General features: G+C 58.6%; 28 protein-coding genes and 1 riboswitch. Of the genes, 13 read left to right on the top strand and 15 right to left on the bottom strand.

Annotated features, from left to right (window positions below):
* The first annotated feature begins 175 nt into the window (after positions 1 to 175).
* Positions 176 to 487 carry an ATP-dependent Clp protease adapter ClpS gene (gene clpS / locus AC0L7L_RS11710; protein WP_272212104.1) on the top strand — a complete coding sequence of 104 codons (312 nt, stop codon included), beginning with the start codon at positions 176 to 178 and terminating at the stop codon, positions 485 to 487.
* Positions 488 to 502: 15 nt separating this feature from the next.
* On the opposite strand, the gene pth is transcribed toward clpS, so the two are convergent.
* From pth to AC0L7L_RS11685, 5 genes are all read right to left on the bottom strand, one after another.
* Positions 503 to 1216, bottom strand: a complete 714-nt coding sequence (gene pth / locus AC0L7L_RS11705; RefSeq protein WP_473509136.1) for an aminoacyl-tRNA hydrolase — start codon at positions 1214 to 1216, stop codon at positions 503 to 505.
* A gap of 170 nt (positions 1217 to 1386) precedes the next feature.
* Positions 1387 to 2100, bottom strand: a complete 714-nt coding sequence (locus AC0L7L_RS11700; protein WP_272212102.1) for a phosphoadenylyl-sulfate reductase — start codon at positions 2098 to 2100, stop codon at positions 1387 to 1389.
* A gap of 147 nt (positions 2101 to 2247) precedes the next feature.
* Positions 2248 to 3660, bottom strand: a complete 1413-nt coding sequence (locus AC0L7L_RS11695) for a chloride channel protein (protein ID WP_272212101.1) — start codon at positions 3658 to 3660, stop codon at positions 2248 to 2250.
* Positions 3661 to 3801: 141 nt separating this feature from the next.
* Complete coding sequence (locus AC0L7L_RS11690) at positions 3802 to 4725, bottom strand: SDR family oxidoreductase (protein ID WP_473509134.1); 924 nt, start codon at positions 4723 to 4725, stop codon at positions 3802 to 3804.
* Positions 4722 to 5366: a glutathione S-transferase family protein gene (locus AC0L7L_RS11685; protein ID WP_272212099.1), complete on the bottom strand. Its 645-nt coding sequence runs from the start codon at positions 5364 to 5366 to the stop codon at positions 4722 to 4724. Before AC0L7L_RS11685 ends, AC0L7L_RS11690 begins: the two co-directional genes overlap by 4 nt.
* Positions 5367 to 5546: 180 nt before the next feature.
* Here AC0L7L_RS11685 and focA point away from each other — a divergent pair, with 180 nt between their 5' ends.
* The 4 genes from focA (at position 5547) to AC0L7L_RS11665 (ending at position 9197) form a co-directional block, all read left to right on the top strand.
* Positions 5547 to 6410: a formate transporter FocA gene (focA, locus tag AC0L7L_RS11680; RefSeq protein ID WP_272212098.1), complete on the top strand. Its 864-nt coding sequence runs from the start codon at positions 5547 to 5549 to the stop codon at positions 6408 to 6410.
* A gap of 106 nt (positions 6411 to 6516) precedes the next feature.
* Positions 6517 to 7080, top strand: a complete 564-nt coding sequence (locus tag AC0L7L_RS11675; RefSeq protein WP_473509131.1) for an HdeD family acid-resistance protein — start codon at positions 6517 to 6519, stop codon at positions 7078 to 7080.
* Positions 7081 to 7178: 98 nt separating this feature from the next.
* The gene (locus tag AC0L7L_RS11670; RefSeq protein ID WP_272212095.1) at positions 7179 to 8171 is read left to right on the top strand and encodes an NAD(P)H-quinone oxidoreductase; all 993 of its coding nucleotides are present in this window, start codon (positions 7179 to 7181) and stop codon (positions 8169 to 8171) included.
* Positions 8172 to 8198: 27 nt separating this feature from the next.
* On the top strand, positions 8199 to 9197 hold the full coding sequence (locus tag AC0L7L_RS11665; RefSeq protein WP_473509129.1) for an asparaginase: 999 nt from the start codon (positions 8199 to 8201) through the stop codon (positions 9195 to 9197).
* Here the strand turns inward: AC0L7L_RS11665 and AC0L7L_RS11660 are convergent, their stop codons facing one another.
* Positions 9198 to 9656 carry a MarR family winged helix-turn-helix transcriptional regulator gene (locus AC0L7L_RS11660; protein ID WP_272212093.1) on the bottom strand — a complete coding sequence of 153 codons (459 nt, stop codon included), beginning with the start codon at positions 9654 to 9656 and terminating at the stop codon, positions 9198 to 9200.
* A gap of 180 nt (positions 9657 to 9836) precedes the next feature.
* Between AC0L7L_RS11660 and AC0L7L_RS11655 the strand changes: the two genes are divergently transcribed.
* The 6 genes from AC0L7L_RS11655 to AC0L7L_RS11630 all read left to right on the top strand — a co-directional run bounded on the left by AC0L7L_RS11655 (position 9837) and on the right by AC0L7L_RS11630 (position 14107).
* Positions 9837 to 10262 (top strand): organic hydroperoxide resistance protein, encoded by a 426-nt coding sequence (locus AC0L7L_RS11655; protein WP_473513899.1) that lies wholly within the window; start codon positions 9837 to 9839, stop codon positions 10260 to 10262.
* A gap of 246 nt (positions 10263 to 10508) precedes the next feature.
* On the top strand, positions 10509 to 11384 hold the full coding sequence (locus AC0L7L_RS11650) for a branched-chain amino acid aminotransferase (RefSeq protein ID WP_473509127.1): 876 nt from the start codon (positions 10509 to 10511) through the stop codon (positions 11382 to 11384).
* A gap of 235 nt (positions 11385 to 11619) precedes the next feature.
* Entirely contained in the window at positions 11620 to 12033 is a 414-nt protein-coding gene (locus AC0L7L_RS11645) for a MerR family transcriptional regulator (RefSeq protein WP_272212090.1), read from the top strand.
* Between the two features lie 89 nt (positions 12034 to 12122).
* Positions 12123 to 12659 (top strand): hypothetical protein, encoded by a 537-nt coding sequence (locus AC0L7L_RS11640; RefSeq protein ID WP_272212089.1) that lies wholly within the window; start codon positions 12123 to 12125, stop codon positions 12657 to 12659.
* Positions 12583 to 13326, top strand: a complete 744-nt coding sequence (locus AC0L7L_RS11635; protein WP_272212088.1) for a hypothetical protein — start codon at positions 12583 to 12585, stop codon at positions 13324 to 13326. Before AC0L7L_RS11640 ends, AC0L7L_RS11635 begins: the two co-directional genes overlap by 77 nt.
* Positions 13327 to 13615: 289 nt before the next feature.
* Entirely contained in the window at positions 13616 to 14107 is a 492-nt protein-coding gene (locus AC0L7L_RS11630; RefSeq protein ID WP_272212087.1) for a GNAT family N-acetyltransferase, read from the top strand.
* Between the two features lie 12 nt (positions 14108 to 14119).
* On the opposite strand, the gene AC0L7L_RS11625 is transcribed toward AC0L7L_RS11630, so the two are convergent.
* The 6 genes from AC0L7L_RS11625 to AC0L7L_RS11600 form a co-directional block, all read right to left on the bottom strand.
* Positions 14120 to 15043, bottom strand: coding sequence for a c-type cytochrome (locus AC0L7L_RS11625; RefSeq protein ID WP_473513897.1), 924 nt, complete (start codon positions 15041 to 15043; stop codon positions 14120 to 14122).
* Between the two features lie 36 nt (positions 15044 to 15079).
* Positions 15080 to 15523, bottom strand: a complete 444-nt coding sequence (locus AC0L7L_RS11620; RefSeq protein ID WP_473509124.1) for a c-type cytochrome — start codon at positions 15521 to 15523, stop codon at positions 15080 to 15082.
* 123 nt (positions 15524 to 15646) lie between these two features.
* On the bottom strand, positions 15647 to 16447 hold the full coding sequence (gene thiD, locus AC0L7L_RS11615) for a bifunctional hydroxymethylpyrimidine kinase/phosphomethylpyrimidine kinase (protein WP_272212084.1): 801 nt from the start codon (positions 16445 to 16447) through the stop codon (positions 15647 to 15649).
* A complete protein-coding gene (gene thiE / locus AC0L7L_RS11610) occupies positions 16444 to 17082 on the bottom strand; it encodes a thiamine phosphate synthase (protein ID WP_272212083.1) in 639 nt (212 codons plus the stop codon). The genes thiD and thiE overlap by 4 nt, the downstream gene beginning before the upstream one ends.
* Positions 17079 to 17879: a hydroxyethylthiazole kinase gene (gene thiM / locus AC0L7L_RS11605; protein ID WP_473509121.1), complete on the bottom strand. Its 801-nt coding sequence runs from the start codon at positions 17877 to 17879 to the stop codon at positions 17079 to 17081. The genes thiE and thiM overlap by 4 nt, the downstream gene beginning before the upstream one ends.
* A gap of 49 nt (positions 17880 to 17928) precedes the next feature.
* A riboswitch (TPP riboswitch) is annotated at positions 17929 to 18023 on the bottom strand.
* Positions 18024 to 18097: 74 nt separating this feature from the next.
* Positions 18098 to 19594, bottom strand: a complete 1497-nt coding sequence (locus AC0L7L_RS11600; protein ID WP_473509119.1) for a CoA-acylating methylmalonate-semialdehyde dehydrogenase — start codon at positions 19592 to 19594, stop codon at positions 18098 to 18100.
* A 119-nt stretch (positions 19595 to 19713) separates the two neighbouring features.
* Here AC0L7L_RS11600 and AC0L7L_RS11595 point away from each other — a divergent pair, with 119 nt between their 5' ends.
* Positions 19714 to 20607, top strand: coding sequence for a LysR family transcriptional regulator (locus tag AC0L7L_RS11595; protein ID WP_473509117.1), 894 nt, complete (start codon positions 19714 to 19716; stop codon positions 20605 to 20607).
* A gap of 5 nt (positions 20608 to 20612) precedes the next feature.
* Here AC0L7L_RS11595 and AC0L7L_RS11590 read toward each other — a convergent pair whose 3' ends face one another.
* Positions 20613 to 21143, bottom strand: coding sequence for a dual specificity protein phosphatase family protein (locus AC0L7L_RS11590; protein ID WP_272212080.1), 531 nt, complete (start codon positions 21141 to 21143; stop codon positions 20613 to 20615).
* Positions 21144 to 21464: 321 nt separating this feature from the next.
* Between AC0L7L_RS11590 and AC0L7L_RS11585 the strand changes: the two genes are divergently transcribed.
* Positions 21465 to 23696, top strand: a complete 2232-nt coding sequence (locus tag AC0L7L_RS11585; protein WP_473509115.1) for a TonB-dependent hemoglobin/transferrin/lactoferrin family receptor — start codon at positions 21465 to 21467, stop codon at positions 23694 to 23696.
* 80 nt (positions 23697 to 23776) lie between these two features.
* Here the strand turns inward: AC0L7L_RS11585 and pyk are convergent, their stop codons facing one another.
* The gene (gene pyk, locus AC0L7L_RS11580) at positions 23777 to 25216 is read right to left on the bottom strand and encodes a pyruvate kinase (RefSeq protein ID WP_473509113.1); all 1440 of its coding nucleotides are present in this window, start codon (positions 25214 to 25216) and stop codon (positions 23777 to 23779) included.
* A complete protein-coding gene (locus tag AC0L7L_RS11575; RefSeq protein WP_473513895.1) occupies positions 25216 to 25635 on the bottom strand; it encodes a DUF1036 domain-containing protein in 420 nt (139 codons plus the stop codon). The genes pyk and AC0L7L_RS11575 overlap by 1 nt, the downstream gene beginning before the upstream one ends.
* Positions 25636 to 25750 lie beyond the last annotated feature (115 nt).

The following is a 25750-nucleotide window of genomic DNA, read 5'->3' as shown; positions in this document are numbered from 1 at the left end:
CAAGGTCAAGGCCTCATCGCCAATGAGCGGCTTTTCTGAAGGCGGAGCCTTGCGAAATCGGGCCTTAGGGCGCAAAATGGGTCAATTGCGGTTTGTCAGTTTCAGAGGCGATGCGCGCTTGCGCCGGCCGCACATTCTTCATTTTCGAACGCTGAAAAGAAGGGACGGGTCGGCCATGAGCGACACGGGCTCCGATACGAAACGCAAGACAAAGACCAAGCTGAAGCTAGCCAAGCCGCGACTTTACAAGGTCATTCTCGTTAACGACGACTTCACGCCCCGCGAGTTCGTGCTGGTCATCCTCAAGGCGGTTTTCCGCATGAGCGAGGAGCAGTGCTACAGTGTGATGATGACCGCGCACCAGAAGGGCAAGTGCGTCGTCGCCGTCTACAGCCGCGATATTGCCGAGACCAAGGCCAAGGAAGCGATTGACCTCGCCAAGCAGGCCGGTTTTCCGCTGATGTTTGTTACCGAACCAGAAGATTAGCATCCGGCCTTGCGGTCAGTCCTTCTTCTGGCCGAACATTTTTTTCAGCATATCGGCCATCGGGCCGCTTTCGGGCAGTTTCTGCTGTCCGCGCTGGCGTGCTTTATGGATGTGCGATTGCGGTTTTGCCGCCGGTTTTTGCACTGGCTTCGGTTTCGGTTTATCCCCGCCGCCGAGTGCAATCTTGTTCATGAATTGCGAATCCTCGCCGCGCACCAGAAGATCGGCGTTGAGCGCAATGCCTTCCAGCAACGGTTCCAGCCATTCATTGTCGACCTTGGCGAAATTGCCGAGCACATGGCCGTGGACACGTGCCTTGTCGCCCGGATGACCGATGCCGAGGCGCAGGCGCCGGTAATCCTTGCCGCAATGGGCATCGATCGATTTGATGCCGTTATGCCCGCCCGAGCCGCCACCGGTCTTGATCCGTGCCTTTCCGGGGATCAGGTCGAGCTCGTCATAGATCACCAGAAGGTCCGCGACGGTAAGCTTGTAGAAGCGCAGCACTTCGCCGACGCTTTCGCCTGACAGGTTCATGAAGGTCTGCGGCTTGATCAGCAGCGCTTTCTCGCCGGCAAGGCTGCCTTCGGAAATCAGCCCTTTGAATTTGGCCGTCCAAGGCGAAAAACGATTCTTGTCGGCGATGACATCGACGGCCATGAATCCGATATTATGCCGGTTTCCGGCGTACTGGCCGCCCGGATTGCCGAGCCCTGCAATAATGAACATGTAATGCCGTCCTCTGGAGAAGCGGCCCTTTTCCAGCGTGTTTCGCGTCTTGTGTCAATATGTGTTGCCGGACAACGCGTAAAGCATATTGCGATTCCGCCTGCCACAGGGGGGACAACCAGGGAAAGGCAGGCCGGTAGTGAAAACGTTTTGGAAACGTCAGGGATGCGTTAGCGCGCGCCGCCGGCCACATGCAGGCCGCATTCGCGCTTGGCGTCGTTTTCCCACCACCAGCGCCCGGCGCGTTCCGGCTCACCCGGTTTGATGGCGCGGGTACATGGCTCGCATCCGATCGAAGGGTAGCCGCGTGCGTGAAGCGGGTTCAGCGGAACATCGTGGGTGTCGGCGAAGGTCTGCACGTCCTCGATGCGCCAGTCGGCCAGCGGATTGATCTTGGTGAGCCCGCGCGCGGCATCTTCTTCGGCAAAGGGAATTGTGGCGCGGTTGCCCGACTGGCTGCGCCTAAGCCCGGTGACCCAGTATGCCGCACCCTTGAGTGCGCGGGCCAGCGGCTCGATCTTTCGGATCTGACAGCAGGCATGGCGTGCCTCGATGCTCTCATAAAACCCGTTGCGGCCATATTCGGCCACATAGTCGGCAACCGTATTTTCGCGCGGCGTATAGCGCTCGATCGTGATGCCGAACCGTTGTTCGGTATCGTCAATAAGCTGCAGCGTTTCCTCAAAAAGCCGGCCGGTATCGAGTGTGATAACCCTAATCGGTAATCCGGCCATGGCGATCGCGGCGGTGACCACCTGATCCTCGATGCCGAGGCTTGATGTGAACACCGCGGGGCGTCCCGTCTCGGCAATGCGCCGCAACCGTCCCTCAAGGTCCAGCTCTGCCAGAGTGTTTTCAAGATCAGTCGTGGTCGAAAGCGTCATCATCAAACTCGTTTTCGGGGCATTTGATGCAGTATCGCGGCGCAATGCATTGCGGGCGAGGAACCGGCTTGCCGATTTTCAAACGCCAACGGAAAAACCATGGCGTTGAAACCGTGATTGCTAGAACGCACCGCTCTTTATCCGGTCCTAGACTGCGCCCTTGTCGTTGAAACGGCGGGTTTCCTCGCGCATTTCGTCAACGGTGTCGCGGTCTTCGTCGGAGGTCTCCCGTCGGCGTGCGCGCTGGAATTTGATACTGTCGGCGATGAAGGCGCGCGACAGGCCGTGATAAAGCGGTTCGCGCGAGATCATCCGCGACGCGATATAGCCGAGCATCGAGGTTGCCATCAGCGTGATGATGCCGTCGTGATTGTCGGTCATTTCCAGAATGATGACGAAGGCCGTCATCGGCGACTGAACGACACCGGCGAAATAACCCGCCATACCCAGGATCGCGCCAAGGCCGATGCTGACTCCGAGAACATCGGCGACCGTCGAGCCGAGCGTTGCACCAACGGAAAGAGACGGTGCGAAGATGCCGCCGGGAATGCCGGACGCCATGGAAAGGAACGTTGCCGCAAGCTTGCCGAGGAAGAAGAACGGGCTGATCGACCCGCCTTCGATGACGGTTCTGGCCTGCGCGTAACCCGTGCCGAAAGTCGCGCCATCAAAGACGATGCCGATCAATGCGACGGCCAGTCCGCAACCGCCGGCAACAAGCGCCATCCGCTTGACCGGCGTGCGCTGCGCCCAGCGCTTGATGCGGCGGGCCGCCTTCAGTGAGTAGAGCGAGAACATCGCGCCCAGAAGACCGCCACCGATGCCGCAGACGAAAACCGCGACCCATTCCTCAGGTTTGACGGCAATGGCCGAGGCCTGGCCGAAATAGGTGTAGTTGCCGGCGAGGCCGATGGCGGCCAGACCGGACAGGATGATGGCCGAGACGACAAGGCCGTTGGCGCGCGATTCATAAGCCCGGCTCATTTCCTCGATCGCGAACACGATGCCCGCCAGTGGCGTGTTGAAGGCGGCCGAGATGCCGGCCGCCGAACCCGCGACGATCAGGCCCTTGGTCTGGATCATCTTTCCCCAGCGTGCGGTCTGGATCATGATCGAGGCGCCGACCTGCACGGTCGGACCCTCACGGCCAATCGAGGCGCCGCAGAACAGCCCGATAATGGTCATCAGGATCTTGCCGGCGGCGACCTTCAGATTAAGCAGGCGATGTTGGCTTTCGGTATTGTGCAGATGCCGCGCGGCGATTGCCTGCGGAATGCCGGAGCCTTGCGAGTTGGGAAACCAGCGACTGCTCATATAGGAGCAGAGCATGAACCCAAGCGGGGTCAGAATGAGGGGCAGGTAGGGCGAATAGGCGGTCGCGTGCCGCATGGTTTCGAACAGCTCATAGGCGAAATCAGCGGCCCAGGCAAAACCCACGCTGATCACGCCGATCATGAGGGCTCCGATCCAGAACACCAGCCGCGGCTGCCAGATGCGCCATGATCCCCACATCACCCGTGTACGGCGGACCATTTTGACGTTCTTGTAATAGGGGCGCATGGCTCGGCTTTCGCGGCAATGTCTTGAATGTTCGAAAATATCCCGGTCCGAAGCCCGGTATCAATGAACAGGAAGCGGGGCGGTTGCCCCGTTATCCTCTTGCCTTTGGCCGATTTCAAGGCCGGATAACGGAAATTCCGTTCATGGTCCGGCTTTTGTGTTTTGCCCCGCAAGTTGGCGGAAATGTTCACTGAGCCGGGTACTGCCGAAACATGGAGCGATCATGTCACCGCGCGAGGCGGCCAGAAAAAATTCGAAGGGGCCCCATGTGCCAGGCCCGGAAAACCTTTTCAGAATAAACAATGCGCTATCGGCAAGAATGAAGGGAAGGCGCAAAAAACGCGGCTTTTTTCCAAGGGCGGAAAAAGCGAGTGCACCAATTTCGTTGAAGGTAAGGATATCGGGGCCGCCGACATCGACAAATGGTGAGCCGTTTTTCACTGCATCCACCGAGACTGCCGCAAGGTCCGCACCGTCAATCGGATTTACGTGTTGACGGCCATCGCCGAACAGATAGACGCGTCCGCGCGCGGCCATGTCGAAAATATCGCCCATGTCCGAAAAATAGCCAGTCGGCGCGATGACCGTCGAAGGCAAGGCGCTGTTTTCAAGTCTTGTGACAAAATCCTGTTTGGCACGGGCAAGGGCGCTTTTGGAGGCCATCTGAGCGCCGTTGAAAACATGGACATAGGCAAAACGCGAAACGCCGGCCCGTTCAGCCTCTTCGAGCAGATTGCAATTTGCGCCGAAATCGACGTCACGATAGGTGAGGCCGTCCTTTTGCCGGGTGATGCCGAGGGCCGATATCACGATATCGACGCCCTTCATGATGCCCTGAAGGCTTTCGGGCGCTGTCGCCTCTGCCTCGATCAATCCGTCTGCTTCGGGCAAAATCTGTTTCGCACGCTCTTCGTTGCGCACAAGGGCGATCACCCTGAAACCGGATGCCCGGAAGGCTGAAACCAGATGACGTCCAAGATAGCCGGTAGCCCCGGCGACAAGCACCGTGCGGGGCGAAGTGCCGTCTCTCTGCCGGGAATGTTCATTTTCAATGTTGTCATTCATTTTGGGCGCAACCCTTCGTAGGATACCATGACATGAGTGCGATAGGCCTCGCGTTTGCTCAAAGCGGAATAATAGGCCTCGACTGCCGGGCGAGGCGGGCGATCGATCTCCATCGTGTAATAGCGGTAGAGCAGGTGGCCGAGCATGATGTCGGCGAGCGTGAACAGGTCGCCTGCCAGAAAGGCGTGTTTGGAAAGCTGGGCTTCGGCCATGCCCAAAAGCCTGTCGAAAGCGGCAATGGCGCTGGCGATTGATTGCGGATCGCGGTCTTTTTCCGGCATGCGCACCATCGGCCAGAAGATCGGCATGGTAAAGGCGGCAGCGGCTGTGATCTTGGCCCATTCGGCCCATTTGTCGACCTGCGCGCGTGCAACAGGGTCGGCCGGCCAGAACGTATCGCTGCCATAGCGGGCGGCGAGATAGCGGCAGATGGCAGCCGATTCGAACAGCGCCTCGCTGCCGTCCCCGTCTTTCAGCACCGGGATCAGCCCGTTCGGGTTCATTGCAAGGAATTCCGGTGTGTCGGTGCCGCCGAACTTGAAGCCGACATCATAGCGTTCGAATTCAAGATCGAGTTCGCCGACGGTCCACATGACGGCCTGCACGTTGGATGATGTCGTGCGCCCCCAGATTTTCAGCATGTCATGGTCCTTCAGTTGTGATTCGTTTGCGAAGGGTATTATGCAGTGCTGCATTGCCGCAATCAGCCCGCTCGTGGCTTGCCTGCAACAAACTGATCAAGATCAAAGCGAAGGCGGCCGAGATTGCTAGATATCGGCCACGCGCCCCTCCCAAGCGCATACTGACGGAGTTTCCTGATCATGCAGCATTTCAATTTCGATGCCTTCCCGCCCCATGTCATGGCCGAAAAGGCCGAGACAGCCGGTATTGCAAAGGTCAACAAGGATCCCGTTTCCCTGCTCGTTTCAGCGATGATGGCCGGGGCCTTCATCGGCATAGCGTTCATCTTCTACACAGTCGTGACAACCGGCAATGGCGACATGGGCTGGGGTGCCAACAAGTTCATCGGCGGGCTGGCCTTCAGCCTCGGACTGGTGCTGGTCGTACTGACGGGCGCCGATCTTTTCACCAGCACCGTTCTCACCATCCTTGGCAAGGTGACCGGACAGATTACCTGGGTCGCGCTCGCCCGTAACTGGGCGACGGTTTATATCGGCAATTTCATCGGTGCGATGACGCTGGTGATCATCATGCAGGCCGCACGTCACTATGAAGGCGATGGCGGTCTTCTGGGGATCAATTACATGCACATTGCCCAGCACAAGCTACACCACACCTTCGTGCAGGCTGTGGCGCTCGGGATCATGTGTAACGTGCTTGTCTGCCTCGGTGTGTGGATGACCTATGCCGGCCGGACGGCGACGGACAAGATCCTGGCGATCATTCTGCCGGTTGCCATGTTCGTGGCTGCCGGGTTCGAACACTGTGTTGCCAACATGTTCCAGATCCCGATGGCGATCCTCACCAAGGCGTTTGCCGGGCCGGAGTTCTGGGAGGCTTCGGGTGCGAATATCGCGGATTTTGCCGACCTTACATGGAGCAATTTCGTTTTTGCCAATCTGATACCAGTCACCATCGGCAATATCATCGGCGGCGCTCTCTTCGTCGCTATTGCCTATTGGATCATTTATCTCCGACCTGCTGTTCGCCATCAGGCGCATTGAAATCGCAGGCGGAAAACGCTGCTGCTCGCGAAGAATAGTTGCTAATATTCAGCTTCCTCACTATCGTCTGCTCGATTTTACGCGGTGATGAAGGGGATATTCCACCATGACAAATTTTGCGGGGCAGGGCCCGGATGTTGACAAGATGAGGGGGCGCTGGGGCTGGGTCATGGCCTTTGGCCTGTTGCTCGTTCTTTTCAGCCTGATACTTCTGGGCAATCTGGTGGTGGCAACTGTCGCCTCGGTGGTGTTCTTCGGCGCCATGCTGATCGTTGCGGGCGTGGTTCACCTGTCGCAGCTCTTCTACAACCGCTCCACCGGGCATGTGGCCTTCTGGGTGATTTCGGGTCTGCTTTATGTGCTGGCCGGCATTCTTCTGATGCGCAATCCGGTGCTGGCTTCCAGCCTGTTCACGATTATTGTCGGTATTTCACTGGCCGTTGCCGGGGGCTTTCGTCTTTACCTCGGCATGACCATGCGGCCGGTCAAGGGCTGGGGCTTTATGATCTTTTCCGGTCTGGTGCTGATCCTTGCCGCCGTGATGATCGCCTCCAACTTCCCGCAGAACAGCCTGTGGCTGCTCGGCCTGTTCGTCGCCGCCGACTTCCTGGTCTATGGCGTATCGATGGTGGTCTTCGCGCTCGCACTGAAGCCGCGCAGCAACGGATGACCCTACGCGACAGGCCCGGCTGACGCGCCCACAACAGGGCGGAAGCCGGGCCTTTGTGTTATCGGATACAGGTGTTTTACGGCCGAGGGAGGAAGCCGATGTCTTCAATGCGCTATATCGCAATCAGCGGCTTTGGCGGTCCGGAGGTGATGTCGGTCGCAACGGGACCGCGCCCGAAGCCGGGCCCGAACGATGTGCTTGTCAGGGTCGCTGCCGCTGGTGTGAACCGGCCGGATGTGGCCCAGCGGCAGGGCAGCTATCCGCCACCGCCCGGTGCCAGCGCGGTTCTGGGTCTGGAAGTCGCCGGCACCATTGTTGCAAAGGGTGATCAGGTCAGCGGGTTCGAGATCGGCGAACGGGTCTGCGGCCTCGCCAATGGCGGTGGCTATGCGGAATATTGTGTTGTTCCTGCCGGTCAGATTTTGCCGGTCCCTGATGGCATTGACGATGTCGCGGCGGCAGCGATCCCCGAGACCTTCTTTACGGTATGGGCCAATCTTTTCCAGATGGCGGGGCTGCGTGAAGGGCAGGATGTCATGATCCATGGCGGCTCGAGCGGTATTGGCACCACAGCCATCCAGCTCGCCAGCGCCTTTGGCGCCCGGGTGTTTGTGACCGCAGGAACCGACGAAAAATGTGAGGCCTGCCTGAAACTCGGCGCTGCCGTTGCGATCAACTATCACCAGCAGGATTTCGTCGAGGTTGCGAAGGCCGAAACCGACGGGCGCGGCGTCGACATCATTCTCGACATGGTCGGTGCCGCCTATTTCCAGCGCAACCTTTCCGCCCTTGCCAGAGACGGCTGTCTTTCGATGATCGCGTTTCTGAGCGGGCCGAAGGCTGAAAACGTCAATCTGGCGCCTATCATGGTCAAACGCCTGAAGCTGACCGGGTCGACCATGCGGCCGCGCACGGATGACGAAAAGCGATCCATTCGCGACGAACTTCTTGAAAAGGTCTGGCCATTGATTGAAGCGGGCCGCGTGACGTCGCTGATCGACCGCGTGTTCGCGTTCGAGGATGCTGCCGATGCGCACCGCCACATGGAAGCGGGCGATCATATCGGCAAGATCGTTTTGACATTCGAATGATACCAACGTTCCGAGAGGTTGTGATCCATGGTGAATCCTGTTCTGGTTGAGGTGACGCGCGGCGCGCTTACCGAAAGCCGCCACCGTGGCATGATCGCGGTAACCGATTCGGCAGGCAGCGTGGTCTATTCCGCCGGTGATATCGATGCGGTGGTGTTTCCGCGTTCGGCCTGCAAGGCGATCCAGGCGCTGCCGCTTGTCGAAAGCGGTGCGGCTGACGCTTATGGCTTCGGCAATCGCGAGATAGCGCTCGCGGCGTCCTCCCATTCCGGCGAGGATGCGCATGCGGCCCTTGCTGCCGACATGCTCGCAAGGGCAGGGCGCGGCGTTGCCGATCTTGAATGCGGTGCGCACTGGTCGTTTCAGCAGCCGGTTCTCATTCATCAGGCCCGCACACGGGATTTCCCTGACGCATTGTGCAACAATTGTTCGGGAAAGCATGCCGGCTTTGTCTGTGCCTGCTGCCATCAGGACATCGATCCGAAGGGCTACACCGGCTACGATCACCCGCTTCAGGTGCAGATCCGGGAAGCGATGGAGGACGTCACCGGTGCCATTGTCGGAACCGATGTCTGCGGCACGGATGGCTGCAATATTCCGACCTACGCTGTGCCGCTGAAGGCGCTGGCACGCGGCTTTGCCCGGATGGCCACGGGTGACGGGTTTTCAGCTGAAAGGGCCCGTGCGTCACGGCGCATTCTGGATGCGGCCATGGCCGAGCCATATTATGTCGCCGGCACGGGACGGGCCTGCACCACGCTGATGTCCCTTGCTCCAGGGCGGATTTTTGCCAAGACCGGTGCAGAAGGCGTGTTCTGCGCGGCTCTGCCGGAACAGGGGCTTGGCATTGCACTGAAGTGCGAAGACGGTACGACGCGTGCCGCTGAGGTCATGATTGCTGCCGTTTTCGCCCGGCTTCTCGGCGATGATCAGGAACTGGCAGAGCGGCTCCTCGGCATCGCCGATTCCGAGTTGAAAAACTGGAACGGAACTGAAGTGGGACGTGTGCGCGCCGTTCTGCCCTGATTATTCCTCTTCGCTCGCGAGCAGATGCTGGCGCAATGCATTCAGCCGTGCGTGAAGCTCGCGGGCCTCTTCGGCTGTGCAGCCGGTCTTGACGGCAATCGAGCGGGCGACGGCTTCTGCGTCCTTGCGGGCATCCATGCCTTTTTGCGTGACTGTGATCTCGACGCGGCGCTCGTCGTCTTGCGCGCGCCGCCTTGCGATGTAGCCTGCCGTCTCGAGTCGCTTCAGCAGCGGTGACAGCGTGCCGCTGTCGAGCCCCAGCCGGGCGCCGATTGCATTCACCGAAAGCGTTCGGTGCTCCCACAAAACCATCATCACCAGATATTGCGGATAGGTCAGCCCCAGCTGCGACAGCAGCGGCTTGTAGGCGCGGGCAAAGGCATGCTCGGTCGCGTAGACGGCAAAGCAGAGCTGGCTGTCAAGCCGGGGCAAAAATGTCAGGTCGTCATCATCAGTCATAACCGGAATATAATAGCTGAAATAAAATTTTGCAAAATAATATTGTAAACAACTAAATTGCGCACTATGTAAAATACAAGCGAGGCATAATGGAACCGATCCGTTTTCGCCGCCTCGTAGAAGAAACGGGAATTCTCCCGCAACAAGACGATTTCTCGTCCCGAAAGGAGTAACGCCATGATCAAGACGCTTTACACCACCAAAGCCATTTCGACCGGCGGTCGCGAAGGTACTGCCCGCACAGAAGACGGCGCATTCGAAGTCAATCTGGCTCTGCCCAAGGAAATGGGCGGCCCGGGCGGCGATGGCGCCAATCCCGAGCAGCTGTTTGCTGCCGGTTATGCAGCCTGCTTCAATTCCGCGCTTCACAATGTTGCCTCCAAGAACAAGGTCAAGCTGCCGAAGGATACGGCCGTTGCCGCAACCGTCGGCGTCGGTCCGCGTGACGACGGCGAAGGTTTCGGCATTACCGCCGAGCTTACCGTCGCGATTCCCGGCATTGATCGCGCAACGGGCGAAGATCTCGTCAAGCAGGCCCATATCGTCTGCCCCTACAGCCATGCGCTCAGGGTGAAATATGAGGTTCCGGTATCGCTGGCCGAATAAGGCCAATCGAAATCAACATGACCAGGCCGGTGGGTTTTCCGCCGGCCTTTTCGTTTGCGTTTTTGCGGTCGTGGAAAATGGACCTTAGAAGAATTTCCGCTTGACCTTCTGGCGGGCGAAGTCTTGATTGGCGACGTTGAATTTCCGCCGCCATCCTGCCGCGCTGGCTGCCGCTCCGGCCCATTTTCCAAGTGACCGACACTGCAGCGCGCATTCCAAGAGCCGCGGCGTTGCAAGGAGAATGAAATGGCAGTCGATACGTCCCCATCATCTGAAACCTGGACCCATGTCGATGGGGAGTGGCTTCCCGGCAATCCGCCGCTGATCGGCCCGACCTCACACGCGATGTGGCTTGCCTCGACAGTGTTCGATGGCGCTCGTTTTTTCGAGGGCATGGCGCCGGATCTGGATGAGCATTGCAAGCGCATCAACCGTTCGGCCCGTGCGCTTGGCCTTGAACCGACACATACGCCTGAGGAGATCGAGGCGCTCGTCTGGGAGGGGCTGCAGCGCTTCAAGGGGGCCGAAGCCGTTTATATCAAGCCGATGTACTGGGCCGAGCACGGGCTTGCCGGTCTGGTGCCGCCCGACCCCACGTCGACACGGTTTGCGCTTTGTCTGTTTGAAACGCCGATGCGCTCGACCGTGCCGGTTCGCCTCACGCTTTCGCCTTTCCGCCGCCCGTCGCCGGAAGTGGCGATGACCCAAGCCAAGGCCGGCAGCCTTTATCCCAATTCCGGCCGTATGATGCTGGAGGCGCGCAGCCGCGGCTTCGACAATGCCCTTGCCTGCGACATGAACGGTAATATCGCCGAAACCGCCTCTGCCAATATTTTTCTGGTCAAGGACGGCGTCCCGATGACACCGGCCGACAATGGCTGTTTTCTTGCCGGCATCACCCGCCGCCGTACCCTGAAACTGTTCCGCGAAAACGGCATTGCCGCCGAAGAACGGACGCTGACGGTCAAGGACTTCATGGAAGCCGACGAGCTGTTCATGACCGGCAACTACAACAAGGTTGTCCCGGTCTCCAAACTCGACGACCGTGATTACGACCTCGGGCCGATGGCTAAAAAGGCGATGTCTCTCTACATGGACTGGGCCCGCGTCAACTGCAAATAGGCGGAGGGTCTTCGCTCAGATAGGAAGCCCGGACGGCACCGTCCGGGCTTTTTATGTCTCAGCCGCGCCGATGGCGCAACAGCCGTAGCCTTTTCTTGAAGCATCCAAAATGCCGTTTAAAAGGGGGCGTGGTCATGCCCGCAATGCGCGCTCATTGTCTGGTACCTGTTGTTTTTGGTATTGAGCGCCACCATTATAGCTCCAGAGACTATAGCTTCAGAAGGTTTTTCAAAACATGTTTTCAATCGGTGAACTTTCCCGGCGCACCGGCGTCAAGGTGCCGACGATCCGTTATTATGAGCAGAGCGGATTGATGGCGCCGGCCGAGCGCTCCGAGGGTAATCAGCGGCGCTATGGGCGCGAAGAGGAAAGCCGGCTGACCTTCATCCGCCATGCCCGTGACCTCGGCATCAAGGTTGATGCCATTCGCGAATTGCTGGAGCTTTCGGCCCATCCGGAAAAGCCCTGCGAACGCGCGGATGCCATTGCCCGTGACCATCTTGCGCTGGTGCGCGAGAAGATCGCACGGCTGAAACGTCTGGAGGCGGAGCTTGCGCGGATCACGGAGCTTTGCGGGGACCATGCCGTTGGTGAATGCTATGTGCTGCGATCTCTTTCAAATCATGATCTTTGTGAGAGCGATCATTGAAGTGAAATAATTATTACTTGTGTTATTGAGTATAGTATTTGTCATGTGTATTTTATAGTAATTGTTATAAATAAAAAATGGAGGGTAAAATGAAGAGTAATGTGTTCTTTTTGACGGTTTTTGCATTATTGGCAACCGTTCTTCTTCCCACCTCTAAAGCCCTTGCTGATGATTGTGTGCCCACTATCAGTCTCGCACAAAAATCAATGGCTTACTATCACGGAGGTTTCTACACCGTCTGGAGTTTCTCGGGTGATACATACGAATCAGGCAATTTTACCGTAACAAGCGGGAAGCTCACGGGTGATGGCGTCGTAGATTTGGCGGCAGGAAGTTGGTCGACAACATGCTACGATTATACTTTTGATGGTGTATCAGGATACGAAACCGAGTTGAAGTTCAACGCTGTAAATAAAATGGGAATTGTCACTGGCGGATGTTATTCCCAAACGGGATCTCAAAAAGTAGATGGGATGTATCCGTGTTCTTCCAATGGATATTATCTGATCGTTCCGAATTCAAATACCAGTCCTTTGTGGATTGTAAAGCATGTTTCTTATGAAAAATTTGTTGGTACTACAGGTAGCAATATATTTAATTCTGCGCAATATTCACCAATTTACTGATGGGGTGATTGTCATGCCAATATTTCGTGCTCTCGTTGTGATCACTATTACTTCTATTGGATTGGGGGCTGGGGTTGGATCTGCCTCAGCCGATAGTGGAACGCAAGACTGCCAGAATACGCTGGATCCAACAGGGAACTACATCGGAACACTTGTCTTTCTGGATGAAAATGCGTGTAGCGGTGGACTTCTCGATCCGGCTTTAGGGGTAACCCTGGTTCCTGAGTGGAACGGACAGGCCGTTGCCAGCGGATATACGCTATGCTCGTTTGAGCGGTCTGCCGTATCTGCCAGGGACAATCCGCCGGAAACATACATATGCCAATTAGATCACCATGATATTTCGTTTAGTAAATATCGAGTGAAGTATGGGTATCAAGATAATATTGACTATGAATCCTATTCTCGAGTTGAGTATTTTTACTATTTGAACGGACGTAAGTCTAATATGTACAAATATAACACAGGAGGTAGAACTCATATTAATGCCGCTTATAGTAAAAATGGATCATATTTCAGCATTCCTTCTGTAGTTACAGCCCCAGATGGTACGACATCGTATTCGCAAGCGGACTCAATGTTGTTTGGAACGGAGGTCCTTGATTATGTCTCTGGAGACAGCGCAAGTGTATCAGTGCAGCTCCTGTTTAAAATCCTGTATGATTGATGATATTGCTTTCTTGAGCCTCGGTTGAGACGCTAAGCGTGATACTGAGGCAACTTGGAGCTTTGATGCGGCATGCAATGGCTGTTTTCTCGCGTGATATTGACAACAGGATCAACTTGAAGCATTGGAACTGTGATGATCAAGCACATGACCCACATTTGCGCGTATTTTTGGCAGTTCCAATAGGAGCGGCCGCGATTGATCATGTTCATCACCGGCCGCCTGGGGCGGCACGGTGTTGAAAACATAACGTCCCAAGCGGCACTGCAGAAAAGGCCAAGGGACGACAATGACTGAAGATCAAGACGAAATTTCGCTGGAAAGACCCGCTCTGATGACCATCAGAAAAGCGGTCGAAACTGATATTCCCCAAATTCTTGAAATGATCGGCCTCTTGGCTGCGTTTCACGGCGATGCGCTGGAAGCAAGCGCTGAGGGACTGAGACGCGACCTCTTCGGAGCTTCACCCTGGGTGACGGCGCTTGTTGCCGACAGCGGATCAACGCTTTTGGGGTATGCGCTGATGACACCGCTTTACAGGGCCCAGCAGGGCAAGCGCGGCATGGATCTGCACCATCTGTTCGTGCGCGACGGTCACAGAAGCCATGGTGTCGGCCAGCATCTGATCTCCCGCGCGCGTGACTTCGCAAAGGCGGCGGGTTGCGCCTACCTGTCCGTCAGTGCAGCCACGGGTAACACCAGGGCGCACCATTTTTACCAGCAGATGGAGTTTGTCGCCCGGCCGGTGACGGGCATGCGCTATCTGCAGACGTTGGCCTGACGGGCTGGTTCTTCAGTGTGCCGGAATGGCCTTCAGATAGGCGCCGATCGCTTCAAGGTCGGCGCGCGGCAGACGCGAGATGTTTTTCTGCACCTCCACCATTGAACCGCCGACCGTGTCGTAATCGGGCGTGAACCCGGTTTCGAGGTAGTCGGCGATTTCGCTTGCTGTCCAGCTACCGATTTCGGGGGATCCCGGTGTGATATCGGGCACTATGCCGCCGCCTTCGGGGTTTCGCCCGCCAGCCAACCAGTCGTCATATTTCAGCCCGCCGAGAATATTGCGCGGGGTGTGACACTCCCCGCAATGGCCCGGGCCTTCCACCAGGTATTGTCCGCGCATCACGTCCGGTGCGGCATTGGCCAGTTGAATACGCGGCTCATCGTCAAAAAAGAGCTGCTTCCAGAAGGAAACGGCCAGCCGGTTATTGAAGGGGAAGGCGAGGTCATGGGGCTTGCTCGGATCGCTGCTTTTCGGCAGTGTCATGATGAAGTCGTGAACGTCCCTGACATCCTGGACCTTCATGTGCACATAGGAGGTGTAGGGCAGGGACGGATAGAGGTTTTGGCCATGCCGTCCGATGCCTTTTTTCAGCGCGTTGGCAAACTCATAGAAGGTCCAGTCGCCGATCCCTTGGCTTTCATCAGGTGAAACGTTGGGCGCATAAAACGTGCCGAAATCGGTTTGAATGGGCAGGCCCCCGGATAACACCAGCCTTTGGTCACCCTCTGCATACGGGGCGGCATGGCAGCCGGAACAGCCGCTCGCCCAGAAGATATTCTCTCCGTTTTTGGGGTTGGCGGCTGCAAGGCTTCCAAGATCGTCCGGGTCAAGCTTGGGGGCGCGAGCGCAACCAGAAATGCTGAGCCCATGAACAGACCTGCAATGATCAGAACCCCAATCGTAATGCCTGGTTTCACGCCTTGGCTCCTTCAGGCCCATTATCGCCAGAAGACGACCGGTCCTGCCCTGTCACTTCTTGACGCGATAGATCTCGTGGCAGGCGCCGCAATTTGCGCCGAGTGTCTGCATTGCCTTGCCAACAGCGGCTTGATCCGCCGGCAGGTTGGCGAGAAGAGCGTTGGCGTCGCTGGCGAGCTTCTTGGAACGGGCCGTGAAGTCGTCCATGTTTTCCCAGATCGCAGGGCTTGCTTCGCTATCGTTTCCGGTTTTCGAATCCGGCGGGAAATGCGTCGGGAAGTCCGTCGCGTGCGTGGCGATCGAGGAAAGTGCGCCCTCGACGACGACCGGATCATAGTCCTTCTGGCCCTTGGCGATGGCGCCAAGCTGGCCCATCGCTTGACCGATGGCCTTCATGTCATCCTGACGCAGCATTTGTGGGGCGTCCTGTGCAAAAACAGCACCCGCGCTCAGACACAGCGACAGAGCGCCCGCAATCAAAAAACCGTTTTTCATCAATGCCTCCTTCTCTTCTCAGGATCAGTATAGCGTGCTGCCAACAGGAAACCAGAGGCAAGAGAATGTTGCATAATGTCAATTCGACATGGTCGCTGATATCGCCATCACGATTTGTTGAGATCACGACCAGAGCGCGTGGAAATGATGGGTGGGGCCGTGGCCGGATCCGACGGCAAGCTTGTCGGATGCGGCAATGGCGCCAATGACATAGGCCTTTGCCTCGGCTACGGCTTCCGGCAATGAAAGCCCTTTGCCGATTTCGGCGGCAATCGCGCTGGAGAGCGTGCAGCCTGTACCGTGTGTATTGGCGGTGTCGATGCGCTCGCCTTCAAGCCAGTGATGACCTTCGGCGGTCACCAGAAGGTCCGGGCAATCGTCGCCTTCGAGATGTCCGCCCTTCATCAGCACAGCCTGGGCCCCAAGTCCGCGCAGGGCCTTGCCCTGGGCAATCATCGCCGCGCGGTCGTTCGCAACGTCTTCGTCAAGCAAGGCGGCGGCTTCCGGCAGGTTGGGTGTCAGAAGCGCAGCAAGTGGCAGCAGATGCTCCTTCAGCGCCTCAACCGCGTCTTCCGGCAGCAGCCGGTGACCGCCCTTGGCGACCATCACCGGGTCCAGGACGACCGGCACTTCGACATGGTGGCGCAGACTGTCGGCGACGGTGACCGCGATATTGGCATTGGCGATCATGCCGATCTTGATCGCGCTGACCGAAACATCGTCGAAGATCGCTGCAATCTGCTCGGCCACAAAAGCTGATGGCACCTGGTGCACGCTGGTGACACCGCGCGTGTTCTGTGCCGTCAGCGCCGTCAGCACGGCCATGCCGTAGGTTCCGCGCGCCGAAAACGTCTTGAGGTCGGCCTGAATGCCGGCGCCGCCCGAGGGGTCGGAACCTGCGATCGAAAGAATGTTCGCAATCATGTCTTTGCCTTCCCGATGGCTTCCATGAGCGCCATCGATGCCTGATAGGGATCGGTTTGTCCGCAGATCGCGGAGACCACGGCAATGCCGTCGGCGCCCGCTTCGAATGTGGCGGCCACATGTTCGGCTTTCAATCCGCCGATAGCGACGACGGGCAGGGCGGAAAGCGCCGTTATTTCTGTGAGCCCCTCAAATCCGAGAGGAACGGCATGACCGGGCTTGGTATTCGTCGCAAAAATTGGCCCGGCGCCGATATAATCCAGCCCTGCCGGGTCGAAATTGTGCGCGGCCTCAAGGCTGTCGATTGACAGGCCGAGCAGCATATCCGGTCCGATACGGCCTCTGACCGCTGCCGGATTGTCATCCGACTGACCGACATGGACACCATCGGCGCGAAGCGCGATTGCCGCGTCGACATCGTCATTGACGATCAGGCGGGCATTGGTCCCGTCGAGCCCCTTTTTCAGTTCTTGGCCCGCAGTGATGCGTTCCACTGTTGTGGCGTCCTTCATGCGGAGCTGCACCATGGTCACGCCACCACGCACGGCGGCTCTGGCTGTTTCTGCCATGCCAAAGGAAGCGCAGAGCACAGGGTCAAGTACGAGATAAAGCGACAGATCGAAAACGAGCCTCATGAAAGGGTAACCCTTGCACCGGCCTTGAGTTCCGCAGGTGTGACAGCCGCAAGCTGATCCAGGAACTGAACGGCGAAAGAACCCGGTCCGTTGGCACGCTCATGGGCACGTTCACCGGCGACGGCGTAGAGCGTGAGCGCGGCGACAGTTGCGGAAAACGGGTCGGCGGGGCGGGTGCCGGCGAAGGCGCCGACAAGGCAGGTCAGCGCGCAACCGAGCGCTGTCACGCGCGGCATCAGTGGCGATCCGCCTTCTATGCGGGCACTGCGGCTGCCGTCGGTCACAAAGTCGCTTTCTCCGGTGACGGCCACCACCATGGAGCGTTCATTGGCCAGGTGGCGCGCCGTTTCTTCCGCCGCCTCAACACTGTCACCGGCGTCCACGCCCCTGCCGCCGCTGGTCGCACCGGAAAAGGCGAGAATTTCGGAGGCGTTGCCGCGCAAGACTGTCGGGCGGAGATCAAGTAGTTCGAGGGCTGCATTTTTTCGGAACCCGGTCGCAAAATGGGCAACGGGATCGAACACCCACGGCGTGCCCTTTGCCGCGGCACCCGCGATTGCCGCCTTCATGCCTCCGATCCATTGCGGCGACAGCGTACCGATATTGATGGTCAGCGCGGAGACCAGGCCGGCGAACTCTCCGGCTTCCTCCTCACAATGGACCATGGCAGGCGAGGCGCCTGCGGACAGCAGTACATTGGCTGCGACATTCATCGCCACGTAATTGGTAATGCATTGCACAAGGGGAGCCTTTGCACGCATCTCGGTCAGCAGAATATCGGGGGTCGCATCCGTCATCCCGGTTTCCCTTTCTTTTGTGGCGGGAAAGCCGGTCGGGCCAGATTGAGGAAAGGCCCGAGTGACTCCCTCCGCCGGTATGATCCGGATCAGGTTCCAAGGGTGCTTCTCAGCCCGCAAAAGCGGACGCCCCCGTCGCTCATCATGGCAGTCTTATAGCAGAAAAATCCGCCCCGATAAGGGGGCGGATTGAACCGGCAGGAATTTAATCTCTGCCGTTACTTCATCGTCGGCATGGAGAATTCTGCGCCTGAGCGGATGCCCTTGGGCCAGCGGCTGGTGATGGTCTTCAGGCGCGTGTAGAAGCGCATGCCTTCCGGGCCATGCATGTGATGATCGCCGAACAGCGATGCCTTCCAGCCGCCAAAGGAATGAAACGCCATCGGAACCGGGATCGGCACATTGATGCCGACCATGCCGACCTGGATCTTGTGCGCGAATGCGCGGGCTGCATCGCCGTCGCGGGTGAAGATCGCCGTGCCATTGCCGAATTCGTGGTCGTTGATCCACTGTGCCGCCTCGTCATAGCTGGATGCACGGGCGACCGAGAGAACCGGGCCGAAGATTTCTTCCTTGTAGATCTTCATGTCGGTGGTGACGCGATCGAACAGGGTTGCGCCGACGAAATAGCCGTTCTCGTAGCCCTGAAGATTGAGGTCGCGTCCGTCGATCACGAGGTCCGCACCTTCTTCAACGCCCGAATCGATATAGCCGAGGATCTTGTCGCGGGCAGCAGCTGTAACGACCGGTCCCATGTCGGCTTCCGGATCGTTGCCGGGGCCGACCTTGAGGGCGGCAATGCGGGGCTTGAGCTTTTCGATCAGACGGTCCGCTGTCTCGTCGCCGACGGGAACCGCGACCGAGATCGCCATGCAGCGCTCGCCGGCCGACCCGTAGGCCGCGCCCATCAAAGCGTCGGCTGCCTGATCCATATCGGCGTCGGGCATCACGATCATATGGTTCTTGGCACCGCCGAGGGCCTGGCAGCGTTTGCCGTTTGCTGTGGCCGTGGTGTAGATATAGCGCGCGATCGGCGTCGAGCCGACGAAGCTTACGGCCTGAATATCAGGATTGGCGAGGATAGCGTCGACGGCCTCCTTGTCGCCCTGTACGACGTTGAAGACGCCATCGGGAAGGCCGGCTTCTTTCAGCCATTCGGCAATCAGCAGTGCGGCGGAAGGGTCGCGCTCGGATGGCTTCAAAATGAAGCAGTTGCCGCAGGCAAGCGCCACCGGGAACATCCACATAGGCACCATGGCGGGAAAGTTGAACGGCGTGATCCCGGCAACAACGCCAAGCGGCTGGCGCATCGACCAACTGTCGACGGCGGTGCCGACATTTTCGGTGAATTCGCCTTTCAGAAGCTGCGGGGCTGAGGTGGCGAACTCAACGACCTCCATGCCGCGCTGGATTTCGCCGAGCGCATCGGAATGGACCTTGCCGTGTTCGGCGGTGATCACCTTTGCAAGGTCGCCCACGCGTTCCTCGAGAATGCCGAGAAATTTGTTCAGGATGCGGGCACGGCGCAGCGGGGTTGTTTCTGCCCAGCCGGGAAAGGCAGCCTTTGCGGCCTCGACAGCGGTGCGCACATCGGCAGTATTGGCAAGCGACAATGCACCGCTTTGTTCGCCCGTCGCCGGGTTATAGGTCGGCACGGTGCGGGTGCCGGAACCGCTGACGATCTTGCCGCCGATAAAATGCTGGATGGATTTCATGGTGTTTCCTCCGCAGTCTGTCTGCATCATGTTTTTCACTTGCCGCCATCTTGCCTGTTAATTTCTGCAAAGAAACAGGATAGTTTACAAATCCATTGTGCAAAAATTAAAGGCCATGCATGGATTGGGATCACCTGCGCATCTTTCTCGCCGTCGCACGACGCGGCCAGATCCTCGCCGCCGCACAGGCACTCGCGCTCAATCATGCCACGGTTTCGCGCCGCCTTAATGCGCTGGAAGATACGCTCGGGGAGCCGTTGTTCGAACGCACGCCTGCTGGTTCGGCATTGACGGAAGCGGGGGAACGGCTTTTGTCGGTTGCCGAAAGGGTGGAGACGGAAATCCTCGGGGTTGCCGAGGATACACGGGCGCGCGGGGCAAGTCTTGCCGGAACCGTGAGGGTCGGCGCGCCGGATGGTCTCGGGACCTATTTCCTTGCCGGTGAACTTGGTCGGCTGCAGGAAGACCATCCCGGGCTCGTGATCGAACTGGTGCCTCTGCCGCGCACATTCTCTTTGTCAAAGCGTGAGGCAGATCTGGCGATCACGCTTGATCCGCCAGAAGAGGGCAGGCTGGTGATTTCGCGGCTGACGGATTACACGCTCGGGGTTTACGCAGCCCGTGCCTATCTCGACCGTTACGGCACGCCGGAGGATGAGCATGCACTGTCCGGCCATGCGGCGGTGACGGGGGTTGAGGACTACGCCTATGCCTCATCGCTGAACTATGCCAATCATCTTGGACGGTCGGCCGGGCGGCTGTTCCGCTGCGCCGGTGTCGCCGGTCAGATCGAGGCGGTGCGCGCCGGCATCGGCATCGGCATTCTTCATGATTTTGTGGTGCGTGACAGTCCGGGCCTGGTCAGCATCCTGCCGTCAATTCGCTTCAGGCGCTCCTATTATCTTCTGTCGCATCCCGATACCGGCAATCTGGCGCGCATCGCGCTGGTGCGGGCCTTCCTGACCCGACGGTTCCGTGAGGAACGAAGCCGGTTTATCTCAGACCCTGCCTGATGCCGTCAGCTCGGCAGGCCGAAATCCTTTTCCAGCTGCTCCCAGGTCTTGTCCATGGCATAGGGACGGGTCAGGGGAATATTGAGGTGTCCGTAGATCGGGGAGAGCTGCCATTCAGCGCGTTCCTCGTCCACACCGGCCACCTGCTGGAGATACATCACCGAGGCCAGGCCCGTGCGGTCGGCGCCGGCCTTGCAGTGGATCAGAAGCGGTTTTTCGGCATCCCGCATCAGTGCCAGAAGTTCCATGCTGCGCTCAAGCGGCAGTTCCTCGCCGTCCGACATGGCGAAATCGATATGGGTTATGCCCAGCGCTTTGCTTGCCGCAACTTCCGAATCATACCATTCCCGGTTCGGATGCGCCCCGCGCAGGTTGATCACCGTCCTGATGCCATGACGCTTGGCATAGTCTGCAAGATCGCCGGCACTTGGCTGAGCCGAGCGATAGAGCGTACCCGCATGAACCTCATGGAAGTTGCCTGTCAACTGCAGGCCGCCAAGATAGAGGCCACCGCTAATCAACAGTGCCCCGGCCATCCAAGTACAGCGCTTCAAAGCGGATTTTACGCCCATTTGCCTTCACCTTCGACCTTTTCAGTAGGTTAATTAGCATCGCTTTGATGGCGGACCAAGCCTGAGATGGCATCGAATAAGTCATCTGTCTGCTGCGGTGTAACCACAGCGTGGAAATTGTGACAGAAATCAGGCAATTTAACTTGACAATAAAACTCATGTTTTATAGCGGATAACTCTAGAAGCCGGCGTGCTGCCGGTCCAGAATGCCCAGCCAGCCAGTTCGTTTCGGGTTTTCCCTTGCGCCAGCCAGCCAGGTTCTCGAGAGAACAGAAGGAATGGGTGATGCGTATGGGAATTTCCCGCACGGTATTGCTGGCGTCGTGCACAGCGCTCGCGTCGGCGTTTTTGACACATTCTGCGTTTGCGCAGGATGCCACATTGGCCGACACGACCACGGTTCTGGCCCCGGTCAACGTGACCACGACCAGCGGCAAGACGGGGATTGCGGACACGCCGCTTGCCACCGAGACCACGCGCGATGCGCTTGATGCCAATATTGTCACCAACTTCGATGACTTCACGCGCATCCTCGAACCCGGCGTCACTTTTGTCGGCGACGATTCCGGCTCGGTCAATATTCGCGGCATGCAGGGTCCGCGCGTCTCCACCGTTATCGACGGCATCCAGATTCCGTATCTGGACGATACCGCGCGTGGCGATGCCAATGGCGGCATGGACAGCTTCAGTTTCGACTCGATTGCAACCATCGACATTGTGCGCGGCTCCGATTCGTCGCGCTCCGGCAGCGGATCGCTCGGCGGCACTGTGGTGCTGCGTACACTTGAGCCCGAAGACCTGATCGATCCCGAAAAGGGCTGGGGCGGGCGCACCGGCATCATGTATGACAGTGCCAGCGAGAGCATTAATGCCCAGGGGGCGTTTGCGATACAGTCGGGCAACACCTCGATGTTGTTTCAGGGTGATATCACCTCGGGCAGCGAAACGGAGAACCAGGGCACGGTCGGAGGCTACGGCGCGACACGAACCGAAGCGAACCCGGCAAACTTCGATGAGAATAATCTTCTGTTCAAACTCCGCCAGCAGTTTATGGGCGCCCACACGCTCGGCCTGACGCTCGAGCGTTATGACAGGGACAAAAATACCGAGCTTTTGACCGAGCAAGGTTCGACCTATGCGCCGGACAACTGGGATGGCAGCGAGAACAAGCATCGCGACCGCGTATCGATCGACTATAATTACGAGGCGATCGCCAATGACGGCCTGTTCGACAGCGCGTTCGGCACGCTTTATTGGCTGAAGAGCGAGCGCGACAGCGGCACCAGCGGTATCCGCCTGCCAAGCGGACGCCCCACGCCGCCCTACGGCCCCTATTCGCGGGCCTCGAATACATCTGACGAACGCTATGGCTGGTCCGGCTGGGCAGAAAAGGGCGTCGACACCGGTTCACTGTTCCACACTTTCACGCTCGGCGGCGATTTCTACTATTCGCAGACCAGTCAGTATTCGAGTGGCAAGGACAATTGCGGCCCCGGACCCTATTCGCCCTACAGCGCATGTAACTTCCTCCACACCAACCAGGCGGACACGCCGGATGTGGATGGCTATGTTCTCGGCCTTTACGCCCATGACGAAATTGTCTTCGGTGACAGCGGCTTCGCGCTGACCCCGGGCGTGCGTTTCGACTGGTACCAGTATGATCCGAAGGAAACGGAAGCCTACACCAACAACCCGAACTACAACGGGTTGCCGGATGGCCAGAGTGACTGGCGGATTTCGCCGAAGATCCTGGCGACCTACGATCTGACCGATTTCACCCAGCTCTACGGGCAGTTTTCGACGGCTTTTCGTGCGCCGACGCCGGGCGAACTTTATGTGAATTACGGCGGGCCGGGCACCTATCTCAGGATCGGCAACCCGGACCTCAAGCCGGAAACCAGTTGGGGCTTTGAACTCGGCGCCAATTTTGGTGACGACATGAATGGCGGCCGGCTCTCTGCCTTCTACAGCCGCTACAAGGACTTCATCGACACTCAGTCGGTGGAACCGGGCGATGTTGGAATTCTGCCCGGCCTCTATCCGTTCGGGATCACCCAGACGGTCAATATCGACAATGTCGAGATCGCCGGTGTCGAGGCAAGCTTCCAGAAGTCATTCGTCAACAACTGGGACATCCATGCTTCGCTGGCCTTTGCCCGTGGCTTCAATATGGATACCAACGAGAAACTGGGCTCCGTGGCGCCGCTCAAGGCTGTCATCGGCGGCGGATACAATGACGAGACCTGGGGCGTGAACTCAAACTGGATCCTCGCCGCCAAGGTGCCGGATGGTTCGACGGCAAGCTTCCAGGCGCCGGGTTACGGCATTGTCGATGTTACCGCCTGGTGGGCGCCCGAGCGTTTCGAGGGCATGACGCTTCAGGCCGGCGTCTACAACCTGTTCGACCAGACCTATTATGACGCACTGGACCTGCAGGATGTAACGATGGATCAGCCGGAGCCCTTCTATTCGGAGCCCGGACGGACCTTCAAGATCTCGCTCACACAGACTTTTTGAGGTCGTGCAACAGCAACGAAAATGAAAGGCCGGGCGCTTTCGCACCCGGCCTTCGCAATTGGTTGATGCTGTGACGCGGATCAGACGCCGGAGCGGCCGTCCATGCCGATATAGGCAATGCGCAGCATGTTGGTGGCACCCGGTGTGCCGAGCGGTACACCGGCGGAAATGATGATCCGGTCGCCGGGCTTGCCAATGCCTTCGTCAACGACGATCTGGCAGGCGCCGTCCACCATGGTGTCGAGGTCCGTCGGTTCGTCGGCGACGACGCAATGCAGACCCCAGACCACCGAAAGTCGCCGCGCGGTCTTGACCACCGGTGACAGCGCGATAATCGGAACATTCGGCCGCTCGCGGGCAGCGCGAAGACCGGTGGTGCCGGAGGCGGTGTAGCAAACCAGTGCAGTCAGCTTCAGCGTTTCGGCGATCTCGCGTGTGGCGAGCGAGATGGCGTCGGCGCCGGTGGCTTCCGGCTGCGGGCGCTGCGCGTAGAGGATCTGCGGGTAAAGCTGCTCACGCTCGATTGTGCGGGCGACCGAGGCCATCGTGGAAACGGCTTCGACCGGATACTGACCGGCAGCCGATTCGGCTGACAGCATGACGGCGTCTGCACCTTCGAACACGGCGGTTGCGACGTCGGAGACCTCGGCGCGGGTGGGAACCGGCGATTCGATCATCGATTCCAGCATCTGGGTGGCCACGACAACCGGCTTGCCGGCGGAGCGGCACAGGCGGATCAGCTTCTTCTGGAGGCCCGGTACGGTTTCAAGCGGCATTTCGACACCGAGGTCGCCACGCGCAACCATCAGCGCGTCGCTCATCTCGATGATCTCCTCGATACGCTCGATGGCCTGCGGCTTCTCGATCTTGGACATCAGGCCGACCTGGCCACGGGCGATCTTGCGGACTTCGGCAATGTCGTCGGGGCGCTGCACGAAGGAAAGCGCGACCCAGTCGGCATCACCGGTTTCCAGAACGGCGTCGAGGTCGGCGCGATCCTTGTCCGTCAGGGCGCCGACAGCCAGAAGCGTGTCGGGGAGCGAAACACCCTTGCGGTCGGAAATCGTGGTGCCGGCAACAACGGTGCATTCGATGCTCTTGCCGTCGCATTTTTCGGCGCGCAGCTGCAGCTTGCCATCATCGATAAGCAGCCGGTGACCGGGCTGAACCGATTGCAGAATTTCCGGATGCGGCAGGAAGACCCGCTTTTCGTTGCCGGGTTCGTCCTTGTCGTCGAGGGTAAACGTCTGGCCGATTTCAAGCTCTACCTTGCCGTCGAGAAATTTGCCGACGCGCAGTTTCGGGCCCTGAAGGTCGCAGAGAATGCCGATCGGACGGCCGATGCGGGCTTCGACGTTGCGGATTCGTTTGATCAACGTGCGCATCAGGTCATGGCTTGCATGGCTCATATTGATGCGAAAGAGGTCGGCACCGGCTTCATGGAGCTTCTGGATCTGCTCTTCTTCAGACGAGGCGGGGCCGAGCGTGGCGAGGATTTTGACTTTTCTGTTACGTCTCATCAATTCTGACTTTCTTGAGTGCTGGGCTTATTGGAGAGCTGAACGGTCCAGCTTTCTTCCCGCCCTGTGTCGTATTCGCTGAACCCCATCTGCTGAAAGCCGCGCGTGAAGCAGTTCTGGACGCCGACGACTTCGAATTCGTCTTCGGCGACACACATGTTTGTGTAGCCCGTCCAGCGCCCGCTTCCGGAGGCGTCTTCTGCGTAGAGGTAGTAGTAGCGTGATTGCAAGGGGCCCGGAACAACGGTCGCGCAGGTGGTGGCCGGGAGTTGCCACCAACCTTCCGAAGTCCAGCCTTCTTCTGCGCGATAACCGACCGCAACACCGACAAGGTTGGCCGTATCGTTGCAGACGCGAAATTCGGCGTGCGCCTGATCTGACGGCCATAGTGTCGCCAGGACGAGTCCGCCGGCGAACATGCCGAAGCAAGTGAGGGACCGCGCCATGCTCTTGGGTGCATGGAACGCAAGGCCGTTTATGGGACGTTTCGGTTTATCTCGCATGTGCCTAGTCTCAATTTGCGTCTCCTCATCG

The organism is Martelella sp. K41-7 (assembly GCF_055808365.1).
This window is presented reverse-complemented; position numbering and strand designations above follow the sequence as displayed.